The sequence below is a fragment of the Bradyrhizobium sp. SZCCHNS3002 genome (assembly GCF_032377435.1).
In the GTDB taxonomy this organism is placed as follows: domain Bacteria; phylum Pseudomonadota; class Alphaproteobacteria; order Rhizobiales; family Xanthobacteraceae; genus Bradyrhizobium.
The window spans coordinates 33,168-55,471 of the sequence record NZ_JAUHHY010000001.1 but is presented as its reverse complement, the minus strand read 5'-3'; the positions used below and the strand labels follow the sequence as shown (position 1 = coordinate 55,471).

General features: G+C 66.8%; 19 protein-coding genes and 1 tRNA gene. 9 read left to right on the top strand and 11 right to left on the bottom strand.

Annotation, left to right across the window (positions count from 1 at the left end; translation table 11 throughout):
- Positions 1-65 precede the first annotated feature (65 nt).
- On the bottom strand, positions 66-1,424 hold the full coding sequence (tig, locus tag QW845_RS00260; protein ID WP_315799688.1) for a trigger factor: 1,359 nt from the start codon (positions 1,422-1,424) through the stop codon (positions 66-68).
- A gap of 171 nt (positions 1,425-1,595) precedes the next feature.
- Positions 1,596-1,680, bottom strand: a tRNA-Leu gene (locus QW845_RS00255).
- A gap of 174 nt (positions 1,681-1,854) precedes the next feature.
- Here QW845_RS00255 and QW845_RS00250 point away from each other — a divergent pair.
- Both QW845_RS00250 and QW845_RS00245 read left to right on the top strand, forming a co-directional pair.
- Entirely contained in the window at positions 1,855-3,159 is a 1,305-nt protein-coding gene (locus QW845_RS00250; protein ID WP_315800413.1) for a multicopper oxidase domain-containing protein, read from the top strand.
- 27 nt (positions 3,160-3,186) lie between these two features.
- On the top strand, positions 3,187-4,269 hold the full coding sequence (locus tag QW845_RS00245; RefSeq protein WP_315799687.1) for an enolase C-terminal domain-like protein: 1,083 nt from the start codon (positions 3,187-3,189) through the stop codon (positions 4,267-4,269).
- 211 nt (positions 4,270-4,480) lie between these two features.
- Here QW845_RS00245 and QW845_RS00240 read toward each other — a convergent pair whose 3' ends face one another.
- Positions 4,481-5,980: an NAD(P)H-hydrate dehydratase gene (locus QW845_RS00240; RefSeq protein ID WP_315799686.1), complete on the bottom strand. Its 1,500-nt coding sequence runs from the start codon at positions 5,978-5,980 to the stop codon at positions 4,481-4,483.
- 539 nt (positions 5,981-6,519) lie between these two features.
- On the opposite strand from QW845_RS00240, the gene QW845_RS00235 reads away from it, so the two are divergent.
- Both QW845_RS00235 and glnA read left to right on the top strand, forming a co-directional pair.
- A complete protein-coding gene (locus QW845_RS00235; RefSeq protein WP_009027873.1) occupies positions 6,520-6,858 on the top strand; it encodes a P-II family nitrogen regulator in 339 nt (112 codons plus the stop codon).
- A gap of 223 nt (positions 6,859-7,081) precedes the next feature.
- The gene (gene glnA, locus QW845_RS00230; RefSeq protein WP_315799685.1) at positions 7,082-8,491 is read left to right on the top strand and encodes a type I glutamate--ammonia ligase; all 1,410 of its coding nucleotides are present in this window, start codon (positions 7,082-7,084) and stop codon (positions 8,489-8,491) included.
- Positions 8,492-8,789: 298 nt separating this feature from the next.
- On the opposite strand, the gene QW845_RS00225 is transcribed toward glnA, so the two are convergent.
- Complete coding sequence (locus QW845_RS00225) at positions 8,790-9,392, bottom strand: hypothetical protein (RefSeq protein WP_315779418.1); 603 nt, start codon at positions 9,390-9,392, stop codon at positions 8,790-8,792.
- 201 nt (positions 9,393-9,593) lie between these two features.
- Here QW845_RS00225 and QW845_RS00220 point away from each other — a divergent pair, with 201 nt between their 5' ends.
- From QW845_RS00220 to QW845_RS00210, 3 genes are all read left to right on the top strand, one after another.
- Positions 9,594-10,493 carry an AraC family transcriptional regulator gene (locus tag QW845_RS00220; protein WP_315799684.1) on the top strand — a complete coding sequence of 300 codons (900 nt, stop codon included), beginning with the start codon at positions 9,594-9,596 and terminating at the stop codon, positions 10,491-10,493.
- A 124-nt stretch (positions 10,494-10,617) separates the two neighbouring features.
- Positions 10,618-11,904 carry an MFS transporter gene (locus QW845_RS00215; RefSeq protein WP_315799683.1) on the top strand — a complete coding sequence of 429 codons (1,287 nt, stop codon included), beginning with the start codon at positions 10,618-10,620 and terminating at the stop codon, positions 11,902-11,904.
- The gene (locus tag QW845_RS00210; protein WP_315799682.1) at positions 11,897-12,811 is read left to right on the top strand and encodes an amidohydrolase family protein; all 915 of its coding nucleotides are present in this window, start codon (positions 11,897-11,899) and stop codon (positions 12,809-12,811) included. Before QW845_RS00215 ends, QW845_RS00210 begins: the two co-directional genes overlap by 8 nt.
- A gap of 56 nt (positions 12,812-12,867) precedes the next feature.
- On the opposite strand, the gene QW845_RS00205 is transcribed toward QW845_RS00210, so the two are convergent.
- A complete protein-coding gene (locus QW845_RS00205) occupies positions 12,868-13,479 on the bottom strand; it encodes a hypothetical protein (RefSeq protein WP_315799681.1) in 612 nt (203 codons plus the stop codon).
- A gap of 81 nt (positions 13,480-13,560) precedes the next feature.
- Positions 13,561-14,331: a gamma-glutamyl-gamma-aminobutyrate hydrolase family protein gene (locus QW845_RS00200; protein ID WP_315799680.1), complete on the bottom strand. Its 771-nt coding sequence runs from the start codon at positions 14,329-14,331 to the stop codon at positions 13,561-13,563.
- Between the two features lie 240 nt (positions 14,332-14,571).
- Between QW845_RS00200 and QW845_RS00195 the strand changes: the two genes are divergently transcribed.
- Complete coding sequence (locus QW845_RS00195) at positions 14,572-15,720, top strand: AI-2E family transporter (RefSeq protein WP_315799679.1); 1,149 nt, start codon at positions 14,572-14,574, stop codon at positions 15,718-15,720.
- Between the two features lie 18 nt (positions 15,721-15,738).
- Here QW845_RS00195 and QW845_RS00190 read toward each other — a convergent pair whose 3' ends face one another.
- The 4 genes from QW845_RS00190 to QW845_RS00175 all read right to left on the bottom strand — a co-directional run bounded on the left by QW845_RS00190 (position 15,739) and on the right by QW845_RS00175 (position 19,248).
- Positions 15,739-16,908 (bottom strand): M20 aminoacylase family protein, encoded by a 1,170-nt coding sequence (locus QW845_RS00190; RefSeq protein ID WP_315799678.1) that lies wholly within the window; start codon positions 16,906-16,908, stop codon positions 15,739-15,741.
- A gap of 160 nt (positions 16,909-17,068) precedes the next feature.
- On the bottom strand, positions 17,069-17,617 hold the full coding sequence (locus tag QW845_RS00185; protein ID WP_315799677.1) for a phosphohydrolase: 549 nt from the start codon (positions 17,615-17,617) through the stop codon (positions 17,069-17,071).
- A gap of 36 nt (positions 17,618-17,653) precedes the next feature.
- Positions 17,654-17,956: an antibiotic biosynthesis monooxygenase family protein gene (locus QW845_RS00180; protein ID WP_315799676.1), complete on the bottom strand. Its 303-nt coding sequence runs from the start codon at positions 17,954-17,956 to the stop codon at positions 17,654-17,656.
- Between the two features lie 68 nt (positions 17,957-18,024).
- Complete coding sequence (locus QW845_RS00175; protein ID WP_315799675.1) at positions 18,025-19,248, bottom strand: GGDEF domain-containing protein; 1,224 nt, start codon at positions 19,246-19,248, stop codon at positions 18,025-18,027.
- A 387-nt stretch (positions 19,249-19,635) separates the two neighbouring features.
- On the opposite strand from QW845_RS00175, the gene QW845_RS00170 reads away from it, so the two are divergent.
- Positions 19,636-21,732, top strand: a complete 2,097-nt coding sequence (locus tag QW845_RS00170) for a LamG-like jellyroll fold domain-containing protein (RefSeq protein ID WP_315799674.1) — start codon at positions 19,636-19,638, stop codon at positions 21,730-21,732.
- Positions 21,733-21,821: 89 nt separating this feature from the next.
- On the opposite strand, the gene rpsI is transcribed toward QW845_RS00170, so the two are convergent.
- A complete protein-coding gene (rpsI, locus tag QW845_RS00165) occupies positions 21,822-22,304 on the bottom strand; it encodes a 30S ribosomal protein S9 (RefSeq protein ID WP_006611043.1) in 483 nt (160 codons plus the stop codon).

Below are 22,304 nucleotides of genomic sequence, written 5' to 3'. Positions count from 1 at the left end.
CGGCGCTTTCGCCGGTCAACCTTAATCACGCGCTTATGTCGCGAACCCTACGATGGGCGGCCTTTTCAGGCCGCCTTGTCGCTGTCGTCGTCCTTGAACAGCTCGTCCTTGGAGACCTTCTTCTCGGTCACATTGGCGAGCTCGAGGATGAAGTCGACGACCTTGTCCTCGTAGATCGGCGCGCGCAGCTGCGCGAGCGCCTGCGGGTTGCTGCGATAGAAGTCCCAGACCTCCTTCTCGCGGCCCGGCATCGAGCGCGCACGCTCGATCACGGCGCGGCTGACCTCGTCGTCGGTCACGGTGATCTTGTTCTTCTCGCCGATCTCGGAGAGCACGAGGCCGAGGCGCACGCGGCGGTCGGCGATGGTGCGGTACTCCTCCTTCGCCTTGTCCTCGGTGGTGTTCTCGTCGGCGAAGGTCTTGCCGCTGGAATCCATCTCGGCCTTGACCGAGTTCCACATCAGGTTGAACTCCTCGTCGATCAACGACGGCGGCGCATCGAACTTATGGGTCTCGTCGAGACGGTCGAGCAGCGCGCGCTTGACGCGCTGGCGGGTCGCCTGGCTGAACTCGCCGGCGAGACGATCGCGCATCAGCTGCTTCAGCTTGTCGAGCGATTCCAGGCCGAGCGTCTTGGCGAACTCGTCGTCCACCACCTTGTCTTCCGGCGCCTCGATCGCGGTCGCCGTGGTCTCGAACTCCGCGGCCTTACCGGCGAGCTCGTTGTTCAGGTAGTTGGTCGGGAACGTGACCTTGAGCGTACGGGTCTCGCCGACGCCGATGCCGACCAGTTGGTCCTCGAAACCGGGGATGAAGGTGTTGGAGCCGATGACGACGTCGATGCCCTCGCCCGTGCCGCCCTCGAAGGCGACGCCGTCGATCGTGCCCTTGAAGTTGATCTTCACGCGGTCGCCGTTCTCGGCCTTCGCGCCATCGGCCTTGGCGGCGTAGCTACGGTTGGCATCGGCCAGGCGCTTGATCGCCTCGTCGACGTCGGCGTCGGTGATGTCGGCCACCGGCTTTTCGACCGAGAAGGTCTTGAAGTCGGCGAGCGCGATCGCCGGCACGACCTCGACGGCCACGGTGTAGGTCAGGTCGGACTCGCCAGCGAGGATCTTCTCGACCTCGGCTTCCTCGGTCGGCATCGTCACCTTGGGCTCGGTGGCCAGGCGGAAGCCGCGCTCGGTGAAGATCTGCGTGTTGGTGTCGCGGATGGTCTGGTCGATGGTCTCGGCCATGACCGACTTGCCGTAGATCTTCTTCAGATGCGCGACCGGCACCTTGCCGGGGCGGAAGCCGTTGATGCGGACCTTGTCCTTGAGATCGACCAGCTTGGCATCCGCCTTGGCGTCGAGATCCGCCGCCGGAACGCTGATCTGGAACTCGTGCTTCAAGCCTTCCGACAAGGTTTCTGTGACCTGCATGGCGTCAATCTTCTTCCGCTTCGGTCCGGACCCTTGCGATCCGGACACATCTGACTCAATTGTGGACGACGCGCGGCAAAGGGCCTTGCGTCGGTGGGATCGGCGGCCCGCTTCTCTGTGCGAGAGAACGGGTTCGCCGGTAAAACTAGGGGCAAACGCCGGAGAAGCGCTTGGTGCGGGCGGAGGGACTCGAACCCCCACAACTTTCGTCACTGGAACCTAAATCCAGCGCGTCTACCAGTTCCGCCACGCCCGCGTGAACTGCATCGATAGCCCGGCCGCGGTGCCGCGGGCGGCGCGGCTTATACCACGCACGAAACCGTCCGCAGCAAAAAAATGGGCTGTCGAAAGCACCACCGGCAGGCCGATCGACCGTGTCGAACGCACAGATAAGGGAAAACAGCATGATCCGCATCCCCCTCATTGCACGATGTTTTGTCGCATGACCGAATCGTCGGAGGGGCTCAGCCGCCGCGCCCTGCTCGGCGGCCTTGCGGCAGCCGGCGCGGCCTCGTTTGCCCGCCCGGCGCGGGCCGCTCGCCGAATCTCGGTTTCGTTGAACGCTCGCGGCGAATCTCTCGTGCTGGCCCAGGGACGCGCGGCCAGCCCGCTCTGGCGGCTGGCAGCACCGGCCCCGGTGGTCCGGCTTGCCCGCGGCACGGCCCTGGATCTCGACCTTTCGAATGGCCTTACGATCCCCGCCGCGCTGTCCAGCCGCGGCCTCGCTTTGCCCGCCCCGCTGCTGGCGCAGGCGGAGATCGGCCCCGGCGGCCGGGCCACCATTCCAGCCCTGGCGTCGCGGGCCGGGACCGGCCTGCTCGACCTGCGGCTGCTGGCCGACGTCGTGGCGATCCGCCCGCTGCCTGTCATCGTCGATGAGGCCGCGACGGTAACTGTCGACCGCGACGAGGTTTTCCTGATCGAGGACTTCAGGCTCAAGGCCGACGGCACCGCGGTTGCGCCGGGAACCGAGGCGACGGACGCCGAGCTCCTCTACACCGTCAATGGGCAGACCCAGCCCGAGATCGCGCTGCGGACCCATGCGCGGGTCAGGCTGCGGTTCATCAATGGCTGTCAACGCGCTGTGATCGCGATCAAAATCGCCGACCTCGACGCCGTCCGCGTGATGGCCATCGACGGCCAGCCGGCCGAGCCTTTCCTGGCGCGCAACGGCGCCGTGGTGCTGCCGCCCGGCGGCCGGACCGATGTGTTCATCGACATGCCCGCGGCCAGGACGGCGCTCGACGTGCTATTGCACGACGGCAGCAATGCGCGCCCCATCGCCCGGCTGGTGACGGCGAGCGAGCCGCCACTCCGTGCCGCCCCACTGCCGCCGGCGCCAGCTTTGCCGTCGAACGGCTTGCCGGACAGACTGGACCTCAAGACGGCCGTTCGGGCCGAACTCGCGCTCGACGGCGCCGAGTGGCGACCACCCGCCCAGTTCAGCGCCACCGCCGAACCCGCCTTGCAGGCGAAGGCCGGCCGGGTGGTCGTGCTGGCTCTTACCAACAAGACCGCCGCCTCCCGTGTGGTCCATTTGCACGGCCAGCCGTTCCGGCTGCTCGACCAGCTCGACGACGGCTGGAAGCCCTATTGGCTCGACACGCTGGCACTGGAGGCCGGCCAGACCCAGCGCATTGCGTTCCTTGCCGAGCAGTCCGGCCGGTTCCTGGTCGAGAGCATGGCGACCAGCTGGGCAGCGCCGCGCCTGCTGCGATGGTATGAGATCCGGTGAGGAAACGAACCTGAGGGAACAGTCCCCATGACCATCGCTGCCATCACCGGGGTCACGGCGCGCGCCGTGATCACGCCCATGAAGCGCCCCTTGCGCAACGCGTTCGGCATCATCGACTCCGGACCGCTGGTGCTGATCGACGTCGCCACCGATCAGGGGGTTACCGGCCACTCCTACCTGTTCGCTTACACCAGGATCGCGTTGAAACCGCTACTGCATCTGGTCGAGGAGATCGGCCGCGAGCTCAATGGCCAGGCCCTGGTCCCGTTCGACCTGATGAAACTCATGGACGCCAAATTCCGCCTGCTCGGCTGGCAGGGCCTCGTCGGCATGGCCGTCTCGGGCCTCGACATGGCGTTCTGGGACGCGCTCGGTCAGCTCGCCGGCAAGCCCGTCGTCGAGCTGCTCGGCGGCACGGCGCGGCCGATTCCGGCCTATGACAGCTATGGCGTGCTCGATGCAAAGGACGACGAGCGCATCTTACGCGCCGCGCGCGACGAGCACGGCTTCCGCGCCATCAAGACCAAGGGCGGTCATGGCGATCTCGCGACCGACGAAGCGATGATCAAGGGCCTGCGCGCCCTGCTCGGCCCGGACATGGCGCTGATGCTCGACTTCAACCAGTCGCTCGATCCCCCGGAAGCCACGCGCAGAATCACGCGCCTTGCGGACTACGACCTGACCTGGATCGAGGAGCCGGTGCCGCAGGAGAATCTCTCCGGCCATGCCCGGGTGCGCGAGCGGTCGGAGATCCCGATCCAGGCCGGCGAGAACTGGTGGTTTCCGCGCGGCTTTGCCGAGGCAATCGCGGCCGGCGCGTCCGACTTCATCATGCCCGACCTGATGAAGGTCGGCGGCATCACCGGCTGGCTCAACGTCGCGGGTCAGGCCGATGCCGCCTCGATCCCGATGTCGAGCCACATCCTGCCCGAGGCGAGCGCGCATGTCCTGGCGGTGACGCCGACGGCACACTGGCTGGAGGTGCTGGACTTCGCCGGCGCCATTCTCGCCGAGCCGCTGCAGGTGATTGACGGCAAGGTGACGGCGAAGGGCCCGGGCCTCGGGCTCGCGTGGAACGAGAGCGCGGTGGCGAAGTATCAGGTCACGTGAGCCGACCAGCGTTAGCTAGACGGTCCGACGTCACCGCAACCACAACTGTCATTGCCCGGGTTGACCGAGCGATCCCGTACGCCGAGGCGGCCGTGATTGACTCGATGGGCCGCGGCGTACTGGATGCCCGCTGGAGCCTGTCATCGGGCTTGCCAAAGGCGAGACCCGGTGGCGGGCATGACAGTGTCTGCCGGGCGACGGCTCGCCCTGCTCAATACTCGATCCCGAACCGGTCATAGAGCCGCCGGAACACCGCGGGCAGCGTCTCCGTCAGGTCCTCGGCAATCAGCCCCGGCCCCGCCTCGTTGCCCGCCTCGCCATGCATCCAGACGCCGATGCAGGCGGCCTCGAACGCCGGCACACCCTGCGCCAGCATGCCGGCGATGATGCCGGCGAGCACGTCGCCGGCGCCGGCGGTGGCGAGCCAGGGCGGTGCGTTGGCGGCGATTGCGGCGCGGCCGTCGGGCGCGGCCACCGTCGTGTCGGCGCCCTTCAACAGCACCACGGCGCCGCAGCGCACCGCTGCCGCGCGGACGCGCTCCAGCTTGGAGCGGCCGGGATGCTTGTTGCTGAGATCGGAGAACAGCCGGGGGAATTCGCCCTCGTGCGGTGTCAGCACGATCTGCGCCTCGGCCATCGCCCTGAGCTGCTCGAACAGCCGCTCCGGCGCGTCGGCGAAGCTCGTCAACGCGTCGGCATCGAGCACGAGGTGACGCTGCGCCGTGAGCGCGGTGTAGACGAGGTCGCGCGTGCGCTCGCTGACGCCGGTGCCGGGCCCGATGATGCAGGTGTTGTAGCGCTTGTCGCCGAGCAATTCGCCGAACGCGATCGCGGTGTCGGCGGCGCGCACCATCACCGCCGTCAGCGCCGCGGCATTGACCGCCAGCGCATCGCGCGGCGAGGCCAGCGTGACGAGGCCGGCGCCGGCCCGCAACGCGGCCCGCGCGGCCATCCGCGCCGCGCCCGTGGCGGTGACGTCGCCGGACATCGCCAGCACGTGCCCGCGGGCGTATTTGTGGCCGTCGATGCGTGGCACCGGAAAATGGCCCTGCCACAGCTCGGGATCGTTCTCGAAGGCCTGCGGCCTGATCTCCGCGAGCACCTGGGGAGCGATGCCGATGTCGGCGAGCCGGACGCGCCCGCAATGCTGGCGGCCCGGCAGCAGCAGATGCGCCGGCTTCTTGCGGAAGAAGGTCACCGTCTCGGTGGCGCGGACTGCGATGCCCATCACCGCGCCCGTGGTGCCGTTGATGCCGCTCGGCAGGTCGACCGCGAGCACCGGCGCGCCATTGCCGTTGATCGCTGCGATGACGTCATGAGGCTCGCCGGTGACGGGCCGGCTGAGGCCGGCGCCAAACAGCGCGTCGATGATCAGCGCCGGCCTGCCGATCGCCTGCGGCGTGAACGGCAGCACCGGAAACTTCCAGCCCTTGGCGGCGGAGGCCGCGTCGCCGTGCAACGCGTCGCGCTCGCACATCAGGATGACCGAGACGTCCCTGCCCTGCGCGGCGAGTTCGGCCGCGGCAACGAAGCCGTCGCCGCCATTGTTGCCCGGCCCGCAGACCACCACGATCGGCCCGGTCTCGACCAGGTCCATGGCCGCCTCGGCCACTGCCTGGCCGGCGCTCAGCATCAGCGAAAAGCCCGGCGTGCCGGCTGCGATCGTCAGCCGGTCGGCGCGCTCCATTTCGCTCGTGGTCAAGATTTCCATCGCCGCTCTCGTCCCCAGCCGCCGTCTAGCGCCGGCTGCGTGATATCGTCCCCATCGCGTCTCAGCGGGCGTCGGCGCCCCGTCCCGAGGAGCCGGCGCGCGCGAATCCCGCGCTTCCTATTGCCGCGCCGGCCCGCAACTTCCAAGGGCGCTGCGCGTCTGGCAAGACGCGACGAAACCCGGCATGTCGCCTTTTCCCTGGGCATTTCGGACAGCGCGCGTCTGGATCGTCGATGTCTGCACAACGTTTGATCTGTTTGCCTAATCTCAAGGCTCCGGTATTCTAGACGTTCCTTGAGGGAATCGTCAGGGCGCTCGTGAAATGCCTGATTATCGGCCCTATTTGGGCCCGTTAACGACTTGGCATAGACCCTGCTTTTGTGGAGCCACTTCGGCACGGGGCAAGTCGGGCAGTCAATCACCGGGCCTCCGCCGGAGAGTGTCGGGCCCGGTAGCGAAATGATCGAACGACCTGCGCGTGGGCGCAGCCTGACGATGACCCACCTGTTGTTTATAGCGGAATGCCCGGGAGGCGCTCAGTGAAGAAGATCGAAGCCATCATCAAGCCGTTCAAGCTCGACGAGGTGAAGGAGGCGCTTCAGGAAGTGGGACTTCAGGGCATCACCGTCACCGAAGCCAAGGGTTTTGGCCGGCAGAAGGGTCATGCCGAGCTGTACCGGGGCGCCGAATACATCGTCGATTTCCTGCCCAAGGTGAAGATCGAGATCGTGATCGGCGACGACCTGGTCGAGCGTGCGATCGAGGCGATCCGCCGCGCCGCCCAGACCGGCCGCATCGGCGACGGCAAGATCTTCGTGTCCAACATCGAGGAAGCGATCCGCATCCGAACCGGCGAATCCGGTCTGGACGCGATCTAGCCTGACCCGGGGCCTGGAACGGACCGTCCGCTCCGGGCCCTGCACAGAACGTTTGCTGCGCCAGCAGCCCTCACGGCAGCTCAGGCGTCCTCTGCGAGGCGCTTGCACGCGGCCGTTTTGGCGTTTCCGATATTGTCTTGGTCCCCGCGCGAGGCTAATGGAGCATGACCCGCGGACGCCGTCCCGCGCCGGGCCGTGACGTTATAAGCCAAGAGGGGTATTCATGAAGACCGCCAAGGACGTCTTGAAAGCAATCAAGGACAACGACGTCAAATATGTCGACCTCCGCTTCACCGACCCGCGGGGCAAGTGGCAGCACGTCACCTTCGACGTCAGCATGATCGACGAAGACATTTTTGCCGAAGGCACCATGTTCGACGGCTCCTCGATCGCCGGCTGGAAGGCGATCAATGAATCCGACATGTGCCTGATGCCCGACCCGGTCACCGCGACGATCGATCCGTTCTTCGCCGAAACCACCATGATCATCACCTGCGACGTGCTCGAGCCGACCACCGGCGAGCCGTACAATCGCGACCCCCGCGGCATCGCCAAGAAGGCCGAGGCGATGGTGAAGTCGATGGGCGTGGGCGACAGCGTGTTCGTCGGCCCGGAGGCCGAGTTCTTCGTGTTCGACGACGTCCGCTACAGCTCCTCGCCCTACAACACCGGCTTCCGCCTCGACTCCTCCGAGCTGCCGATCAACTCGGACACCGAGTATGAGGGCGGCAATCTCGGCCACCGCATCCGCACCAAGGCCGGCTACTTCCCGGTGCCGCCGCAGGACTCGGTGCAGGACATGCGCTCGGAGATGCTCGGCGCGATGGCGCGCATGGGCGTCAAGGTCGAGAAGCACCATCACGAGGTCGCTTCCGCCCAGCACGAGCTCGGCATGAAGTTCGACACGCTGACCCTGATGGCCGACCAGATGCAGATCTACAAGTACTGCATCCACCAGGTCGCGCACATCTACGGCAAGACCGCCACCTTCATGCCGAAGCCGGTGTATGGCGACAACGGCTCGGGCATGCACGTCCACCAGTCGATCTGGAAGGACGGCAAGCCGGTGTTCGCAGGCAACAAGTATTCCGACCTGTCGGAGACCTGCCTGTCCTACATCGCCGGCATCATCAAGCACGCCAAGGCGATCAACGCCTTCACCAACCCGTCGACCAACTCCTACAAGCGTCTGGTCCCGGGCTATGAGGCGCCGGTGCTGCTCGCCTACTCCGCGCGCAACCGCTCGGCCTCGTGCCGCATCCCCTACACTTCCTCGCCGAAGGCCAAGCGCGTCGAGGTCCGCTTCCCCGATCCGATGGCCAACCCCTATCTCGGCTTCGCCGCGATGCTGATGGCCGGCCTCGACGGCGTGAAGAACAAGCTCGATCCGGGCCCGGCGATGGACAAGGATCTCTACGACCTGCCGAAGGAAGAGCTGAAGCAGATCCCGACCGTCTGCGGCTCGCTCCGCGAGGCGCTCGAGAACCTCGACAAGGACCGCGCCTTCCTGAAGGCCGGCGGCGTGTTCGACGACGACTTCATCGACAGCTACATCGCGCTGAAGATGACCGAGGTCGAGCGCTTCGAAATGACCCCGCACCCGGTCGAGTTCGACATGTACTACTCGGGCTGATCGCCCGACACGATCGGCGGATCACGAAGGCGCCCCCTCGCGGGGCGCCTTTTTGTTAAATGGCGCGTTGTTTGTTGAAAAAAGATCACGGGCCTCGTCCTTCGAGACGCTTGGCTTCGCCAAGCTCCTCAGGATGAGGAGATGGAGCTCGCGCAGAAGACGCAAGGTGGGAGATCTCGCGTGGTGTCAGATGCATCTCCTCATGGTGAGGAGGCGCGCGCAGGTCATCCGGTGAAAGCGCTGTTGGCAGATGCGCGCCGTCTCGAACCATGAGGCCCGCTCGTTAACGCAGCAGCTGCTATTTCTCGGGGAAGCGAACCTCGATCTGCTCGACCACCGGTCCCCATTTACGCATCGTGGCGTTGTCGGATGCAACCGGATCGCCATCGGGCGCGCCTCTGACGTCCTTGCCCTGCCCGAAGCGCACCACGATTTCGCATCCGCCCGCCAACGGACGACCTAGCACGCCGCCCTTCCAGTTGATGACGAAACCGCTGAAATCCGAGTCGATCCCGGTGACGAGAAAGGGCTTGCCGTTGATCTTCTGAACCTGTGCCAATGTCGAACCGATCGTCACCCCAGCCACGTTCCAGTGACTGGTCTTGGCATCTCGCACCGTCAATCGTGCAACGCGGGTCATCGCATCATCCGCGAAGAACACGTCGATGCGCCAGTCCGGAGATTGCGGCAGCAGGGCCACGCCTCGATACGTGATGTCCTCCACGCCAGTGTAGAGATCCTCCGCGACCACCGCCTCCCCGCCATAGCGCTGCATCAGACTCTTGGCGGAATCGCCGACCGACACCGGGGAGGTGCAGGTGATCGGCCCGTCGGCCGGAGGCGCCGTCTGCGCCGATACCGGCGCGGCAAGCAGCATCAAGAGAACGATGGAATTGCGCACGGCGTCTCCTCACTCCTGTGCGACGCTACCACCGCTGCATAGCAAATATCACCCGGATAATATTTGCCGATAATCAGGCGGCCTTGAGGCGACGTCGACCCGCGACGCTGGAGAACGCCGCGCCCTGCCTGCCCGGAGGTCGCCAGCCCGGCAAGACAACGCTAAAATCTACATCAGCCATTCAGCCAGACGTCCCTCCCCATGCAGCTCAATCCCCTTCGTCATGCCGAGCGCGTCACCGGACGCCGGCAGTCGGCGCTGATCGACCTGTGGTCGACGGCCGGGTTTGCCGCGGCGGTCAGCGAGGTCACCGGGCCGCATCTTTACGAGTATGGCGAGCTGCCGGTCCCGGTGGCGATCACGCTATATGACGTCCGGCGTCACGTCCTGATCGAGGATGGCAAGGTGCGGCGCGATGCGCCGGTCAGCGCCGGGCGTTTCCGGATCGGCCAGCCCGGCTGCAGCGTGGTGGTCGATGCCGTGCCGGAGGTCCGCTCGGGCCCGCTGCTCATTCTGTATCTCGGCGATGCCCTGCTGAAGGAGGTCGCGGCCTCCCGCGGCTGCGCGGCGCCGGTCACGCTGACGCACCAGGCCTGGGACACCGAGGATCCGATGCTGGAAGCCGCGGCGAAGCGGCTGGTCGAGAGCTGCGGCGATGGCGGCAGGCCGAGCCGACTGCTCGCCGAGCAGTTCGCCTACACGCTGGCGCTGCACGTCTCGGACCGCTACGCGACGCAGCGCCCGACCGGACCGGAGCAGGCGCCGCCGCTGGACGACCGGGTGCGGGCGCGCATCGCGGAGTTCGTGGGCGCCGATCCCGGCGCCCCGCTCACGCTGGCCGCGATGGCGGAGGTGGCGGGGATGAGCCCGTCCTCCTTCCTCCGCAGCTTCAAGCAGGCGACCGGAACGACACCGCATCGGTTCGTCGTCGAGCAGCGCGTGCTGGCCGCGCGCCGGCTGCTTTCGACCTCCGATCTGCCGATCGTCGAGATCGCGCTGTCGCTCGGCTTCTCCTCGCAATCGCATTTCGGCGCCGCGTTCCGGGCGGTGACCGGCGAGAGTCCGGCGCGCTATCGCCGCATGCAGCGCGGCGGCCGGTGATTTCCTGACAAGGCTGCACGCAGCAGCGCCGATCCTGACGATTTTCTGACAGACACCGCCGGATCTTTCAGCGAACTCTGCCGCGGATCGACCGTTCAACAAGAGCGGCGCATGGGAGGCGAGGATGTCGACAGCTGCAGACACGGTGGTGCCGATCGAGGATACGAGCCTCACCGGCTTCTACAATGGCATGACCACGGCCGAACGGCGCACCTTCTGGGCCTGCGCCACGGGCTGGGCGCTCGACGGCATGGACTTCATGATCTACCCGCTGGTGATCGGCACGATCATCGCGCTGTGGAAGGTTGACGCCGGCACCGCGGGCCTCGCCGGCACGGTGACGCTGCTCGCCTCGGCCTTCGGCGGCTGGGCGGCGGGCTATCTCGCCGACCGCATCGGCCGCGTCCGGACGCTGCAGTTCACCATCATCTGGTTCTCGCTGTTCTCGCTGCTGTGCGCGTTCGCGCAGAACTTCGAGCAATTGCTGGTGCTGCGAGCCCTGCTCGGACTCGGCTTCGGCGGTGAATGGGCGGCCGGCGCGGTGCTGATGGGCGAGACCATTCGCGCCCAGTATCGCGGCCGCGCCGTCGGCAGCGTGCAGTCCGGCTGGGCCGTCGGCTGGGGCCTCGCGGTGCTGGCGCAAGCCGCCTTGTTCTCGCTGCTGCCGGCCGATCAGGCGTGGCGGTGGATGTTCGCGATCGGGGCCTTGCCGGCGCTGCTGGTGCTGTATCTGCGCGCCTTTGTAAAGGAGCCGGAGGTCGCGGCCGCCGCACGCGCCAAGGTCGCCGCCGCCGGCGACCGCCCGTCGATCCTGGAGATCTTCCAGGGACCGATCCTGAAGACCACCATTCTCGCCTCGCTGGTGGCGACCGGCTGCCAGGGCGGCTACTACGCGATCACCTTCTGGGTGCCGCGCTTCCTCACCACCGAGCGCAAGCTCTCGATCGTGAGCTCGACCGGCTATCTCGCCGCCCTCATCATCGGCTCGTTCATCGGCTATCTGGTCGGCGCCTGGTATGCGGATCGCTTCGGCCGGCGCAACCTGTTCCTGGTGTTCTCGCTCGGCGCCATGGTCGTCGTCGCCGCCTACACCCAGTTGCCGCTGTCGAACGAGCTGTTGTGGCTGCTCGGCTTTCCGCTCGGCTTCTTCGCCTCGGGCTATTTCTCCGGCATGGGCGCGTTCCTGACCGAGCTCTATCCCACGCGCTTGCGCGGCTCCGGCCAGGGCTTCTGCTACAATTTCGGCCGCGGCATCGGCGCGCTGTTTCCGTTCCTGGTCGGCTACCTGTCGCAGATGACCTCGCTCGCCACCGCGATCTGCCTGTTCGCTCTGTTCGCCTATGCGCTGTTCTTCGTCGCCGCCTATGCGCTGCCGGAGACGCGCGGCAAGGTGCTGCACGCCGATGCGTGAGATCGCACCCGACGCCGATCGGGCTCCCGCCTGCGTGGGGCCCGATCCGCATCCGCGCAGGGCCTCCCGCTTCATCGTGCCGCCAGGCGCGGTCGACACCCACGCCCATGTCATCGGGCTGCCGCCGCGCCATCCCTTCGTGGCCGAGCGCAGCTACACGCCGCCGGAGGCCACCGCGGCCTCCTATCTGGCGATGCTCGATGCCACCGGCATGACCTATGGCGTGCTGGTCCAGGTCAGCGTCCACGGCACCGACAACAGCCTGATGGTCGAGACGCTGGGCGCCAACCGCGAGCGGCTGCGCGGCATCGCGGTGATCCCGCTCGGCCTGCCGGACCGCGAGCTGGCGGCGTTGCAGCAGGCCGGCGTGGTCGGTTTGCGCCTCAATGTTCTCTATGGCGGCGGCATCGGCTTCGATCAGCTGCACGACTACGCCGCGCTCGCCCGCGAGCTCGGCTGGCACCTGCAGTTCCTGATCGACGCCGCCGACCTGCCGGCCCTGGCGCCGCGGCTGGAAGGGCTCGCGGTGCCGATCGTGATCGATCACTGGGGCCACTTCCCGGTGTCGCGCGGGACAGCCGATCCCGGCTTCCAGACGCTGGTCTCGCTGGTGCGCGACGGCGCCTGGGTCAAGCTGTCCGGCGCCTACCGCAACACGGTCGCCGGACCGCCCTATGCCGACACGGTCCCCTTCGTCCGCCGCCTCCACGCGGCCGCCCCCGACCGCTGCGTCTGGGGCTCCGACTGGCCGCACGTCGCGCACCGCGGCCACATGATGAACGTCGGCGAGCTGCTCGACCTCTTGGCCGACTGGGTGCCCGATGCCGCCGCCCGCAACCGCGTCCTCGCCGATAACGCCCAGCGGCTGTACGGGTTTCCGCCGAGCGGAGGCAGACACTCATCGTGATCGATCAATGGTGGTGACGATCACCGGTCTCAGCCGGCGCCGAGGGATGACTCCGATTACTTCGCAGCGAAATTGACTCCGATCTCGGTCACCACGGGCGCGAGCTTCAGCAGCGCCGGATTGTCGGACGACACCTTCACGCCATCGCCGGAGAGCGCCCGCGGCGTATCCTTCTCGGTGCCGAACCGCACGGTCACCGAGCAGCCGCCCGGCAGCATGCGCCCGAGGGCGCCGTTCTTGAAGTCGGTGACATAGCCGCCATAGTCCCAGCCGAAGCCCGCGACGACGAACGGCTTGCCGTTGGCCTTCTGGACCGCGGCGAGGCTCGCGCCGATCGAAATGCCGGCCACGGTCCAGCGGCTGGTCTTGGCGGTGTCGCGAAGGGTCAGTCCGGACACCGTGGCGGTCTTGTCTTCGATGAAGGCGACTTCGATGCGGCGGTCCATCGCGCGGGGAAACAGCACGAGGCCCTTGTAGGTCTCCCCCTCCGCCCCCGGCAGATCCTCGATCACGGCTTCACTGCCATAGCGCTGCTTCAGGCTCTTCGCCGTGTCGGTCGCGGCCGCGGGCAGCGCGCAGGTGATCGGCCCTTCGGTCGGCGGCGCGGTCTGAGCAGAAGCAGGACTGGCAACAGCCAGCGCAAGGACGGTGGTCAAGACATGGCGCATCAATGAACCCTTGTGAGACTGCGAAACAACGCGGCCGGCATCGTTAGGTCTGTTTCGCCGCATCTCGGGTTCAGGCCGACGTCACGACGACTGCCGCCGCTTCCTCACGGCATCCCCGAACGCCTCGAACAGCTTGCGGTTGATCGGGTTCTTCTGCGGATCGTATTCGGCGTGCCATTGCACGCCCAATGCAAAGCTCGGCGCGTCGGCAATGCGGATGGCCTCGATGGTGCCGTCCTCGGCGATCCCCTCGATGACGACGCGATCGCCCGGCTCGAGGATGCCCTGGCCGTGCAGCGAATTCACCTTGATGCTCTCGCAGCCGAGGATGCCAGCGAAGGCGCCGCCCGGGGTCAGCCGCACCTCGTGGCGGTCGGCGAAGATGACGGTCGGATCGGGATGGATCTCGCCATTCTCCAGCCGGGGCATGCGATGGTTCATGCGGCCGGGAATCTCGCGGATCTCCGGATGCAGCGAGCCGCCGAAGGCGACGTTCATCTCCTGGAGGCCACGGCAGATGCCGAACAGCGGAATGCCTCGGGAGACGCAAGCCTCCGTCAACTGCAGGGCGACCTCGTCGCGATGGATGTCGTAGGGCTCGTGCTTGAGACTGGGCTCGGTGTTGAAGCGGGTCGGGTGCACGTTGGCACGGGCGCCGGTCAGGACCACGCCATCGACGACATCGAGCAGCGCGGCGATGTCGGTGATCTCGGGAACGCCGGCAAACATCAGCGGCAGCGCGCCTGCGACCTCGGCCACGGCGCTCAGGTTGCGTTCGCCCACCATCTGCACGGTGAACCTGTTCTCGACGCGATGGCTGTTGCCGATCACGCCGACGACCGGACGCTTCATGGCCCTCGTTTCTCTCCCTGGGAGCCCAGGCTCGATCTCCAATGAGCCCGGAGGCACAGATCATGCCTCGACAAATCATGCCTGTGTCGCAAAGCCGGATCAACATATGGCGGCGCGGGTCGCCAATGCCAATTCCGGACAACCCCGCAAGCGCCCCGCCGCACCCCGATCCCAAGCCTGCGCTTGATCCGCCAGCCGTTTTCGCCAATGTGTGGGGCCGATCAGCACAGAGGACGCCCCATGACCGCCCCCGCCGACCCGCGCCTCCAGGCCCGCAGCGACCTGGCCTGGGCCATCGCCGTGGGCGGCATCGGGGTGATCCTGTTCATGGCCGCGCTCGCCTTCAGCTGGTATTACGCTGCGGCGCTGTTCCTGCTGTTCTCCGGCATGCTGCTCGGTGTCGCGCTCAACGCGATGACCAGCCTGCTCGGCCGCGTGCTGCCCTGGCCGCACCCGGCGCGGCTCGTCATCGTCTGCGTGGCGCTCGCGGCCGTGCTCGTCGGCATCGTCTTCCTGGGCGGCACCACCATCGCGGAGCAGGCCAAGGTGCTGAGCGATACGATCAAGTCGCAGCTCGGCAACATCAAGGGCTTCCTCGACCGCAACGGCATCGACACCAGCTTCTTCGACTTCAACGCTGCGAACACGGCCACTGCCGCGCCTGATGGCGGCTCGACCACACCGACCCAGACGCCGTCCCATGGCCTTCCGGGCGGCCTGCCCTCGCCAAGCGCGCTGGCCTCCTCCGGCGGCGCCATCGTCAGCCAGACCTTCAAGCTGCTGCTCGGCACCGTCAGCGCCGTCGGCAACTTCTTCATCGTGCTGTTCTTAGGATTGGCCTTCGCGGCCCAGCCGGCGGTCTACCGCAGCGGATTGCTGTTCCTGGCGCCGGCGAAGTACCGCGACCAGGCCACCGTGATCGTCGACCGCATCAGCTACACGCTGGAGCGCTGGCTGATCGCCCAGATCACGACGATGTTCGCGGTCTTCCTGGTCACCTGGATCGGCCTTGCCATCATCGGCGTGCAGAGCTCGTTCATCCTGGGCATCCAGGCCGGCCTGCTGGCGTTCATTCCAACCGTCGGCGCGATCATCGCCGGCGTCATCGTGGTGCTGGCGAGCCTTGCCTCCGGCTGGGTCGCTGCGGTCAGCGCCTTCGTGCTGTTCCTCGGCGTGCACGCGATGGAGAGCTATGTGCTGACGCCGCTGATCCAGCGCCAGGCGCTGGACATCCCGCCGGCCACGCTGTTCGCGTTCCAGATCCTGCTCGGCATCGTGTTCGGCGTCTGGGGCCTGACCCTGGCGCTGCCGCTGATGGCGATCGCCAAGGTCATGATCGATTATTTCAAGAGCGACCACCGCACCGAGGACGCCGCCGCCGCGATCTGAGAGATCGGTTGCGGCGGTTCAGCCCGCCGGCATCGCGGTCTCGACGAGCTTGGCCCAATAGCTGATGCCGTGCGGGATCACGTCATCGTTGAAATCATATTCGGGGTGATGCACGCCGGCGCCATCGCCGATGCCCATGAAGACGAACGCGCCGGGCCGAGCCTGCAGCATATAGGCGAAGTCCTCGCCGCCGAGCCGGGGCGGCATGTCGGTGATGACCTGATCCGGCCCGACGACGCTGCGCGCCACGTCGGCGGCGAACGCGGTCTGCTCCGCATGGTTGATGACGACCGGATAACCCCATTCGTAATCGATCTCCGCCTCGACGCCCATGCCGCTCGCGAGCGCGGTCACGAGGCCCTTGAAGCGCTCGTCCATCAAACGGCGGATGTCCTCGTCGAGCGTGCGCACGGTGCCGCCGATGATCGCGGTCTGCGGAATGATGTTGTCGGCGGTCGTCCCCGCGTGGAAGCGCGTGATCGACAGCACCGCGCTCTCGACCGGATCGACGTTGCGCGCCACGATCGTCTGCAGCGCGGTCACGATCTGCGCGCCGGCGATGATCGGATCGACGCATTTGTTCGGCCGCGCGGCATGGCCGCCGAGGCCCTTCAGACGCACCTCGAAGGTGTCGGCCGCGGCCATCACGGCGCCGGTGCGCGTCGCGACGGTCCCGAGCGGAAGACCCGGCGCGTTGTGCAGGCCATAGACCTCCTCGATGCCGAAGCGCTCCATCAGGCCGTCCTCGACCATCGCACGGCCACCGGCCCCGCCCTCCTCGGCCGGCTGAAAGATGACGATGGCGGTGCCAGCGAAGTTGCGCGTCTCGGCGAGATAGCGCGCCGCGCCCAGCAGCATCGCGGTGTGGCCGTCATGGCCGCAGGCGTGCATCCGGCCCGGAATGGTCGATTTGTGCGGGAGGTCGCCGACCTCCTGCAGCGGCAGCGCATCCATGTCGGCGCGCAGGCCGATGACACGCTGCGACGGCTCGCGCCCGCGGATGACGCCGACCACGCCGGTCCTGCCGATACCGGCGACGACCTCGTCGACGCCGAACGACCTCAGCAGCTCGGCAACGCGCGCGGCCGTCCGATGCACCTCGTAGAGCAGTTCGGGATGCTGGTGGAAGTCGCGGCGCCAGACCTTGGCGTCTTCGGCGAGCTCGGCGGCGCGGTTGATGATCGGCATGACGGAGTTCCGGAAAATGAGAGCACGCCGTGGCGACGCGCGTGTCATCTCATTGCATGTCGCGCGACGGCAAAACACAAGCCACATTCGCTCATGCGATGCTGCGCAGGCTGCATTGCCGCGCTGATGCGGCCGTTCAAAAACGCCTGAGCTGATCCGCTTAGGATCGAAGGCCGCGCAGCTCGCGGGCGAGATTGCTCCGCGCCTTCCGGTCGAGCGCGGCGGCAAAGCCCGCATCCGGATAGATCACGGGGCGGCTTGCGAAGCGCTCCAGCACCGCCGCGCGCCCGGCGCGGTAGGCGTCGTCCGGCACATCAGCATATTCGCGCCGGATCGCATCGGCATAGGCGTCGTAGCTGGCCTCGTCGCTGCCCAGAATGGCGAGATCGATCGAGACGAGCAGCGCGCCCAGCCGATCGCCGGGCGCGACATCGTGGGTGCGGGTCAGCCGGATCAGGCGTCCGACCTCGTCGCGCAGATCGGCCGCGACATGACGCTCGGCAAGGACGGCGCTCTGCTCCTCATTGTCGGACCGCGTCGGATCATACACGACGTCGTGCCACCAGATCGCGAGCGTCAGGATCTCGCGGTCGCGGACGTTGAGGTCGGCAACGCGAGCGAGCTCGGCCAGGCAGTCCTGGATGTGGCGAAGATCATGGTAGTGCCGTCCCGCCGCGGAGTAGGCTTCGACCAGATCGTCATGCGTCATGGTGGCGTTCCGTCGGCAGCAGCGGCTACGCGGTGCTCAGCCGGCCGAGGTCAGCACCGTCTCGGTGTGCTCGACATCCGGAGGGCTGGCGAAATACTGCCCGACCAGGCCGCGCCATTCGGTGAAGTTCTCCGAGCCACGGAAATCGACCGTGTGGCTCTCGAGCGTCTCCCACTTCACCATCAGGCGGTAGCGTTGCGGCTTCTCGATCGACTTGTGCAGCTCGAAGCCGTGAAAGCCCTTGGAGCGGCCGAACGCGGCGCGTGCTTTGGCCACCGCGGCCTCGAAATCCTTCTCCGTGCCCGGCTTGACGTCGATCTGGGCGATTTCCGTGATCATGCTCTGTCGGCCTCCCCTGGTGTGGGCCGCTTGTCTAGCCCAGACCTCGGGAGAGCGAAAGCCGCGCCTCAGCTCGACAATACCGCCTGTTCCGACTGCGGCAGGCTGGCAGAAGCGGCGGCGCGCTGGCGGCGGTAGCGGTCGAGCGACAGCGGCAGCTCCTCCGACGCTTCGACCCGGTTGCGACCGGAGCGCTTGGCCTTGTAGAGCGCGGTATCGGCGGCCGCGAGCAGCACGTCGAGTTCGGTCCCGCCCGGCCCGCCGGCGACGCCGATGCTGACGGTGGTGTCCACCGGCTGGTCCTCGCGCACCACCCCGGAGGCCGCGAACGCCTCGCGGACACGCTCGGCGGCGACCATGGCCTCTTCGATGGAACAGGGCAGAAGCGCTGCGAACTCCTCGCCGCCGATCCGGCCCGAGAGATCGGTGAGGCGCAGATTGTTGACCACGACGTCTGCGAAGATCTTCAGGACCTCGTCGCCCTCGGCGTGGCCGAAGCGGTCGTTGATCGACTTGAAATGATCGATGTCGAAGATCAGCACGCTGACCGGCCGCTGCTCGCGCGCCTCGCGCTCGATCAGTTGCGCGCAGGACTCGGCAAAGCCGCGCCGATTGAGCAGGCCCGTCAGCGGGTCGGTGGTCGCCGCGCGCTTGTGGGCGCTGACGATGCGCTCCGACACCAGCATGAAGATCACGAACACGGTGCCGACAGCGTAGAGCACGAGCTCGATCGAGAAGATCGTGACCCAGGCCCCGGCGAAGGCGCCGTCGGACTCGCGCAGCATGTTGCCGAGCAGGATCGGCAGCATCAGGACGAAGCCGTGCATCACCGGCACGATCAGCGCCGGCCAGCGCTTGTGCAGAGACCGCCGCCGCTCCTGCCACAGCTCGGCCGCGGTGAGCATGGCATAGATCACGACGATCGCGGCGCCGATCGTCAGCCGCAGCGCCTGCGCCGAGGGATCGAGCAGCATGCCGCTGGCGATCCAGACGATGGCGCCGAGCACGAGTCCGGGCACGCTCGGCGGCTTGCCATGAAACACGCGCGCGGCGTTCCACACCATGGCGGTGGCGATCAGGCCGATCGAGCTCAGGAACAGCGACACCACCTCGCCATAGAGCTCGCCGATCAACGTCCACAGCGCGATCGCGACCGCGCCGAGGACATAGGCCGCGCCCCACCAGCGCAGCGCCGGCGTGTTCTCCTGCCGTCCGAAGTGCAGCAACATGGCGCCAAGCAGCGCCGCGACCATGGTCGCTACGATGTCAAGCGTCATGCTGTCGAGTGCCATCCGTCACCTCGGTTGCTGCGGCGGCGCGGAGACTTTGGTTAGCGCGGCCTTGTCGCGATCAACCTAGCGAGCGGTCTGTTCGAAAGAGGTTTGCCTGGGATACCAAGTTTTCTCGAAAAGCTCGGCACAACTCGTCGGCAAATTGCTGCGCAAAATGCTGCAAACAGGATTCAAAACCGATCGCGCCAGGCACCATGCGCGCCCGCCTTGATTGCACGAAATGCAGCTAATTATTGAGAGTTGCGGAACTGAGCATGTGGAATCAATCGTTTCCCGCTCCGCACCGAACACTCATGGAAACGATAAGAAACCTTCTCAAATTTGAGATCATCTCTCCCTACCACGGCGCGACAGCAGCGCGATCGGTCGCATGCGATGGGGACGAGAATGTCTTTCGACGACGATTCATACGACAGCCAGGCCGCACCAAATCATCCGTCGCGCGATCCGCAAGCAACCCAGGGCGTCGATCGCCGCACGCTGCTGCGCAATGCCATGGGCGTCTCGGCGCTCGGCCTCGGTGCCAGCCTGTTGCCGGGCCAGGCCGCGCACGCGCATTGGCGCATGCACCACCATCATCACCACGTCACCACCAGCTTCGCGCTCGCCGTCCTCCCCGATACGCAGTTCTACTCGCGCTATGCGACCTCCGAGGAAGGCCAGGCCTATCAGCGGCAATATGGCAGCACGCCCTATCCGGCGCAGACCCAGTTCATTGTCGACAACGCCGCGAAATATCACATCCCATTCACGATCCATCTCGGCGACGTCGTCGACCAGTCCAGGCATCCGCAGCAATGGGCCGTCGCCGACGCCGCAATGAAGCTGCTGGAGAATGCCGGCCGGCCGTATTCGGTGCTGGCCGGCAATCACGACGTGCTGTCGGCGCTGGAGTTCGAGAGCGCGGCGAGCCAGAGCGCGGGCACCGATGCGCAGCGCGGTTCATCGGAGCCGTATCTGTCATGGTTTCCGGCCAGCCGCGCGGCGAAGCAGCGGACCTTCCTGGAGCGGCATCCGAGCGGCTGGCACGAGGCGCATGTGTTCCACGCCTGCGGCGTCAGCTTCATGGTGCTGTCGCTGTCGTGGCGTGCCTCGGACGACGCCGTCGCCTGGGCGCGCAGCATGATCGCGCGGCACCCGATGCTGCCGGTCATCCTCGCCAACCACCAGTTGCTCAACATCGCCAATGACGGCACGAGCCCGCTCGAGGTCGCCTACGGTCAATACCTCTGGGAGAAGCTGATCCGCAGCAACGACCAGATCTTCATGACGCTCAACGGCCACTATCATGGCGGCGCGCTGCTGACGAAGATCAACGACTTCCATAACCCCGTGCACCAGATGGTGGTCGACTATCAGATGGCCTATCAGGGCGGCAACGGCCTGATGCGGCTCTACGAGTTCGACTTCACGGCCAACAAGATCGACGTCGCCTCGTTCTCGCCTTGGGTGGTCGAGAAGCCGAAGGACAGTCTCAAGCAGTTCGACCGCGCCTGGCTGACGGAGGACAACCACGAGTTCTCGATTGCCATCGACTTCCGCCGGCGTTTTTCACGCTTCACCAATTTCTGCCATCTGCCGGCCTTCGCCGGCACGCCGATCCTGCCGCGGGTGAAGCAGGATCTCTATGCCAACTACACCGAGGCGCCGGAGCCGGTGGTGGTGCCGCCCGCGAACGAACAGGACTATCCGCTGATCGCCGAGACAACAGCGCATTGGCGGATCGCGTCGTCGGCGATCGGCAAGGCGGTGGCCGCCGGCACCGCGCTGTCGGACCTCACCGCCGCCAACCCAATGCAGCGCGCATCGCTCGCCGGTGCCGCGGAGGTCGCCGATGTGGCCTTCACCGCCGACAAGCACCGCCTGTCGTCAGCGCCGGGGAGCGTTCAGTTCCTCAACACCACCAAGCAAGGCGCCGGCCGCTTCAGCTGGTTCACGACGGCGGCCAACGCGCCGATCAATGCCGCGACCTTCGCATCCGGCTACACGGTCGAGGCCTTCATCAAGATCGATCCGAACTGGAAGGCGGCCGATCATGCCTGGTGCAACATACTCACCCGCTTCGGCAACCGCGGCTGGCTGCCGGGCTATACCGGCGGCGACCCGGAATCGCCGCCGATCCTGTTCGCGATCTCCAACCTCCGCGAGGTGCAGTGGGAGATCGTGCCGTCGAGCTCGACCAGACAGCCGCAGACCGACTGGTCCGGCGAGATCATGCTCGACACCTGGTATCACCTCGCCATCGTCAACGACCCCACCGATAACTCCACCGTGCTCTACATCGAGGGCGCGCCGGTCGTGCGCAGCGTGATCGGCGGCAACGGCATCGCGAGCGTCGCAGCGTCCCAGCCCTGGGCGCTCGGCTGCGGCTGGTGGGACCGCGCGCCGTCCGATGGCTTCATCGGCAGCATCGGCGAGGTCCGCGTGGTGTCGAAGCCGCTGGCGCCGAGCCAATGGCTGACCGCGCGCCGCGCCAGCGCCTGATCACACAACCTCCAAGCAAAACGGGCGCCCGCGAGGGCGCCCGTTCGTATTGGTAGCTGACGGATCCGGCCGCAGCCGGACCCAGGAGATCAGCGCTTCGAGAACTGGAAGGAGCGGCGGGCCTTGGCCTTGCCGTACTTCTTACGCTCGACGACGCGCGAGTCGCGGGTCAGGAAGCCGCCCTTCTTGAGGACGCTGCGCAGCTCCGGCTCGAAATTGGTCAGAGCCTTGGACAGGCCGTGACGCACCGCGCCGGCCTGGCCGGACAGACCGCCGCCGGCGACCGTGCAGATCACGTCGTACTGGCCCTTGCGGGCGGCGACGACCATCGGCTGCTCGATCATCATGCGCAGCACCGGACGGGCGAAGTAGACCTCGATGTCGCGGGTGTTGACGGTGACCTTGCCGGAGCCCGGCTTGATCCAGACGCGGGCGACCGCGTCCTTGCGCTTGCCGGTGGCATAGGCGCGGCCGAACTTGTCGACCTTCTTCTCATACTTCGGAGCGTCCGGGGCCGTGACGGCGCCCTTGAGCTGCGACAGCTGATCGAGAGACTGGATGCTTTCGGCCAT

Excerpts from the sequence above, each read along its gene's own strand:
- tig (WP_315799688.1), bottom strand. The coding sequence starts at position 1,424 with ATGCAGGTCACAGAAACCTTGTCGGAAGGCTTGAAGCACGAGTTCCAG.
- QW845_RS00250 (WP_315800413.1), top strand. The coding sequence starts at position 1,855 with ATGTTTTGTCGCATGACCGAATCGTCGGAGGGGCTCAGCCGCCGCGCC.
- QW845_RS00245 (WP_315799687.1), top strand. The coding sequence starts at position 3,187 with ATGACCATCGCTGCCATCACCGGGGTCACGGCGCGCGCCGTGATCACG.
- QW845_RS00240 (WP_315799686.1), bottom strand. The coding sequence starts at position 5,980 with ATGGAAATCTTGACCACGAGCGAAATGGAGCGCGCCGACCGGCTGACG.
- glnA (WP_315799685.1), top strand. The coding sequence starts at position 7,082 with ATGAAGACCGCCAAGGACGTCTTGAAAGCAATCAAGGACAACGACGTC.
- QW845_RS00220 (WP_315799684.1), top strand. The coding sequence starts at position 9,594 with ATGCAGCTCAATCCCCTTCGTCATGCCGAGCGCGTCACCGGACGCCGG.
- QW845_RS00215 (WP_315799683.1), top strand. The coding sequence starts at position 10,618 with ATGTCGACAGCTGCAGACACGGTGGTGCCGATCGAGGATACGAGCCTC.
- QW845_RS00210 (WP_315799682.1), top strand. The coding sequence starts at position 11,897 with ATGCGTGAGATCGCACCCGACGCCGATCGGGCTCCCGCCTGCGTGGGG.
- QW845_RS00205 (WP_315799681.1), bottom strand. The coding sequence starts at position 13,479 with ATGCGCCATGTCTTGACCACCGTCCTTGCGCTGGCTGTTGCCAGTCCT.
- QW845_RS00200 (WP_315799680.1), bottom strand. The coding sequence starts at position 14,331 with ATGAAGCGTCCGGTCGTCGGCGTGATCGGCAACAGCCATCGCGTCGAG.
- QW845_RS00195 (WP_315799679.1), top strand. The coding sequence starts at position 14,572 with ATGACCGCCCCCGCCGACCCGCGCCTCCAGGCCCGCAGCGACCTGGCC.
- QW845_RS00190 (WP_315799678.1), bottom strand. The coding sequence starts at position 16,908 with ATGCCGATCATCAACCGCGCCGCCGAGCTCGCCGAAGACGCCAAGGTC.
- QW845_RS00185 (WP_315799677.1), bottom strand. The coding sequence starts at position 17,617 with ATGACGCATGACGATCTGGTCGAAGCCTACTCCGCGGCGGGACGGCAC.
- QW845_RS00180 (WP_315799676.1), bottom strand. The coding sequence starts at position 17,956 with ATGATCACGGAAATCGCCCAGATCGACGTCAAGCCGGGCACGGAGAAG.
- QW845_RS00175 (WP_315799675.1), bottom strand. The coding sequence starts at position 19,248 with ATGGCACTCGACAGCATGACGCTTGACATCGTAGCGACCATGGTCGCG.
- QW845_RS00170 (WP_315799674.1), top strand. The coding sequence starts at position 19,636 with ATGTCTTTCGACGACGATTCATACGACAGCCAGGCCGCACCAAATCAT.
- rpsI (WP_006611043.1), bottom strand. The coding sequence starts at position 22,304 with ATGGCCGAAAGCATCCAGTCTCTCGATCAGCTGTCGCAGCTCAAGGGC.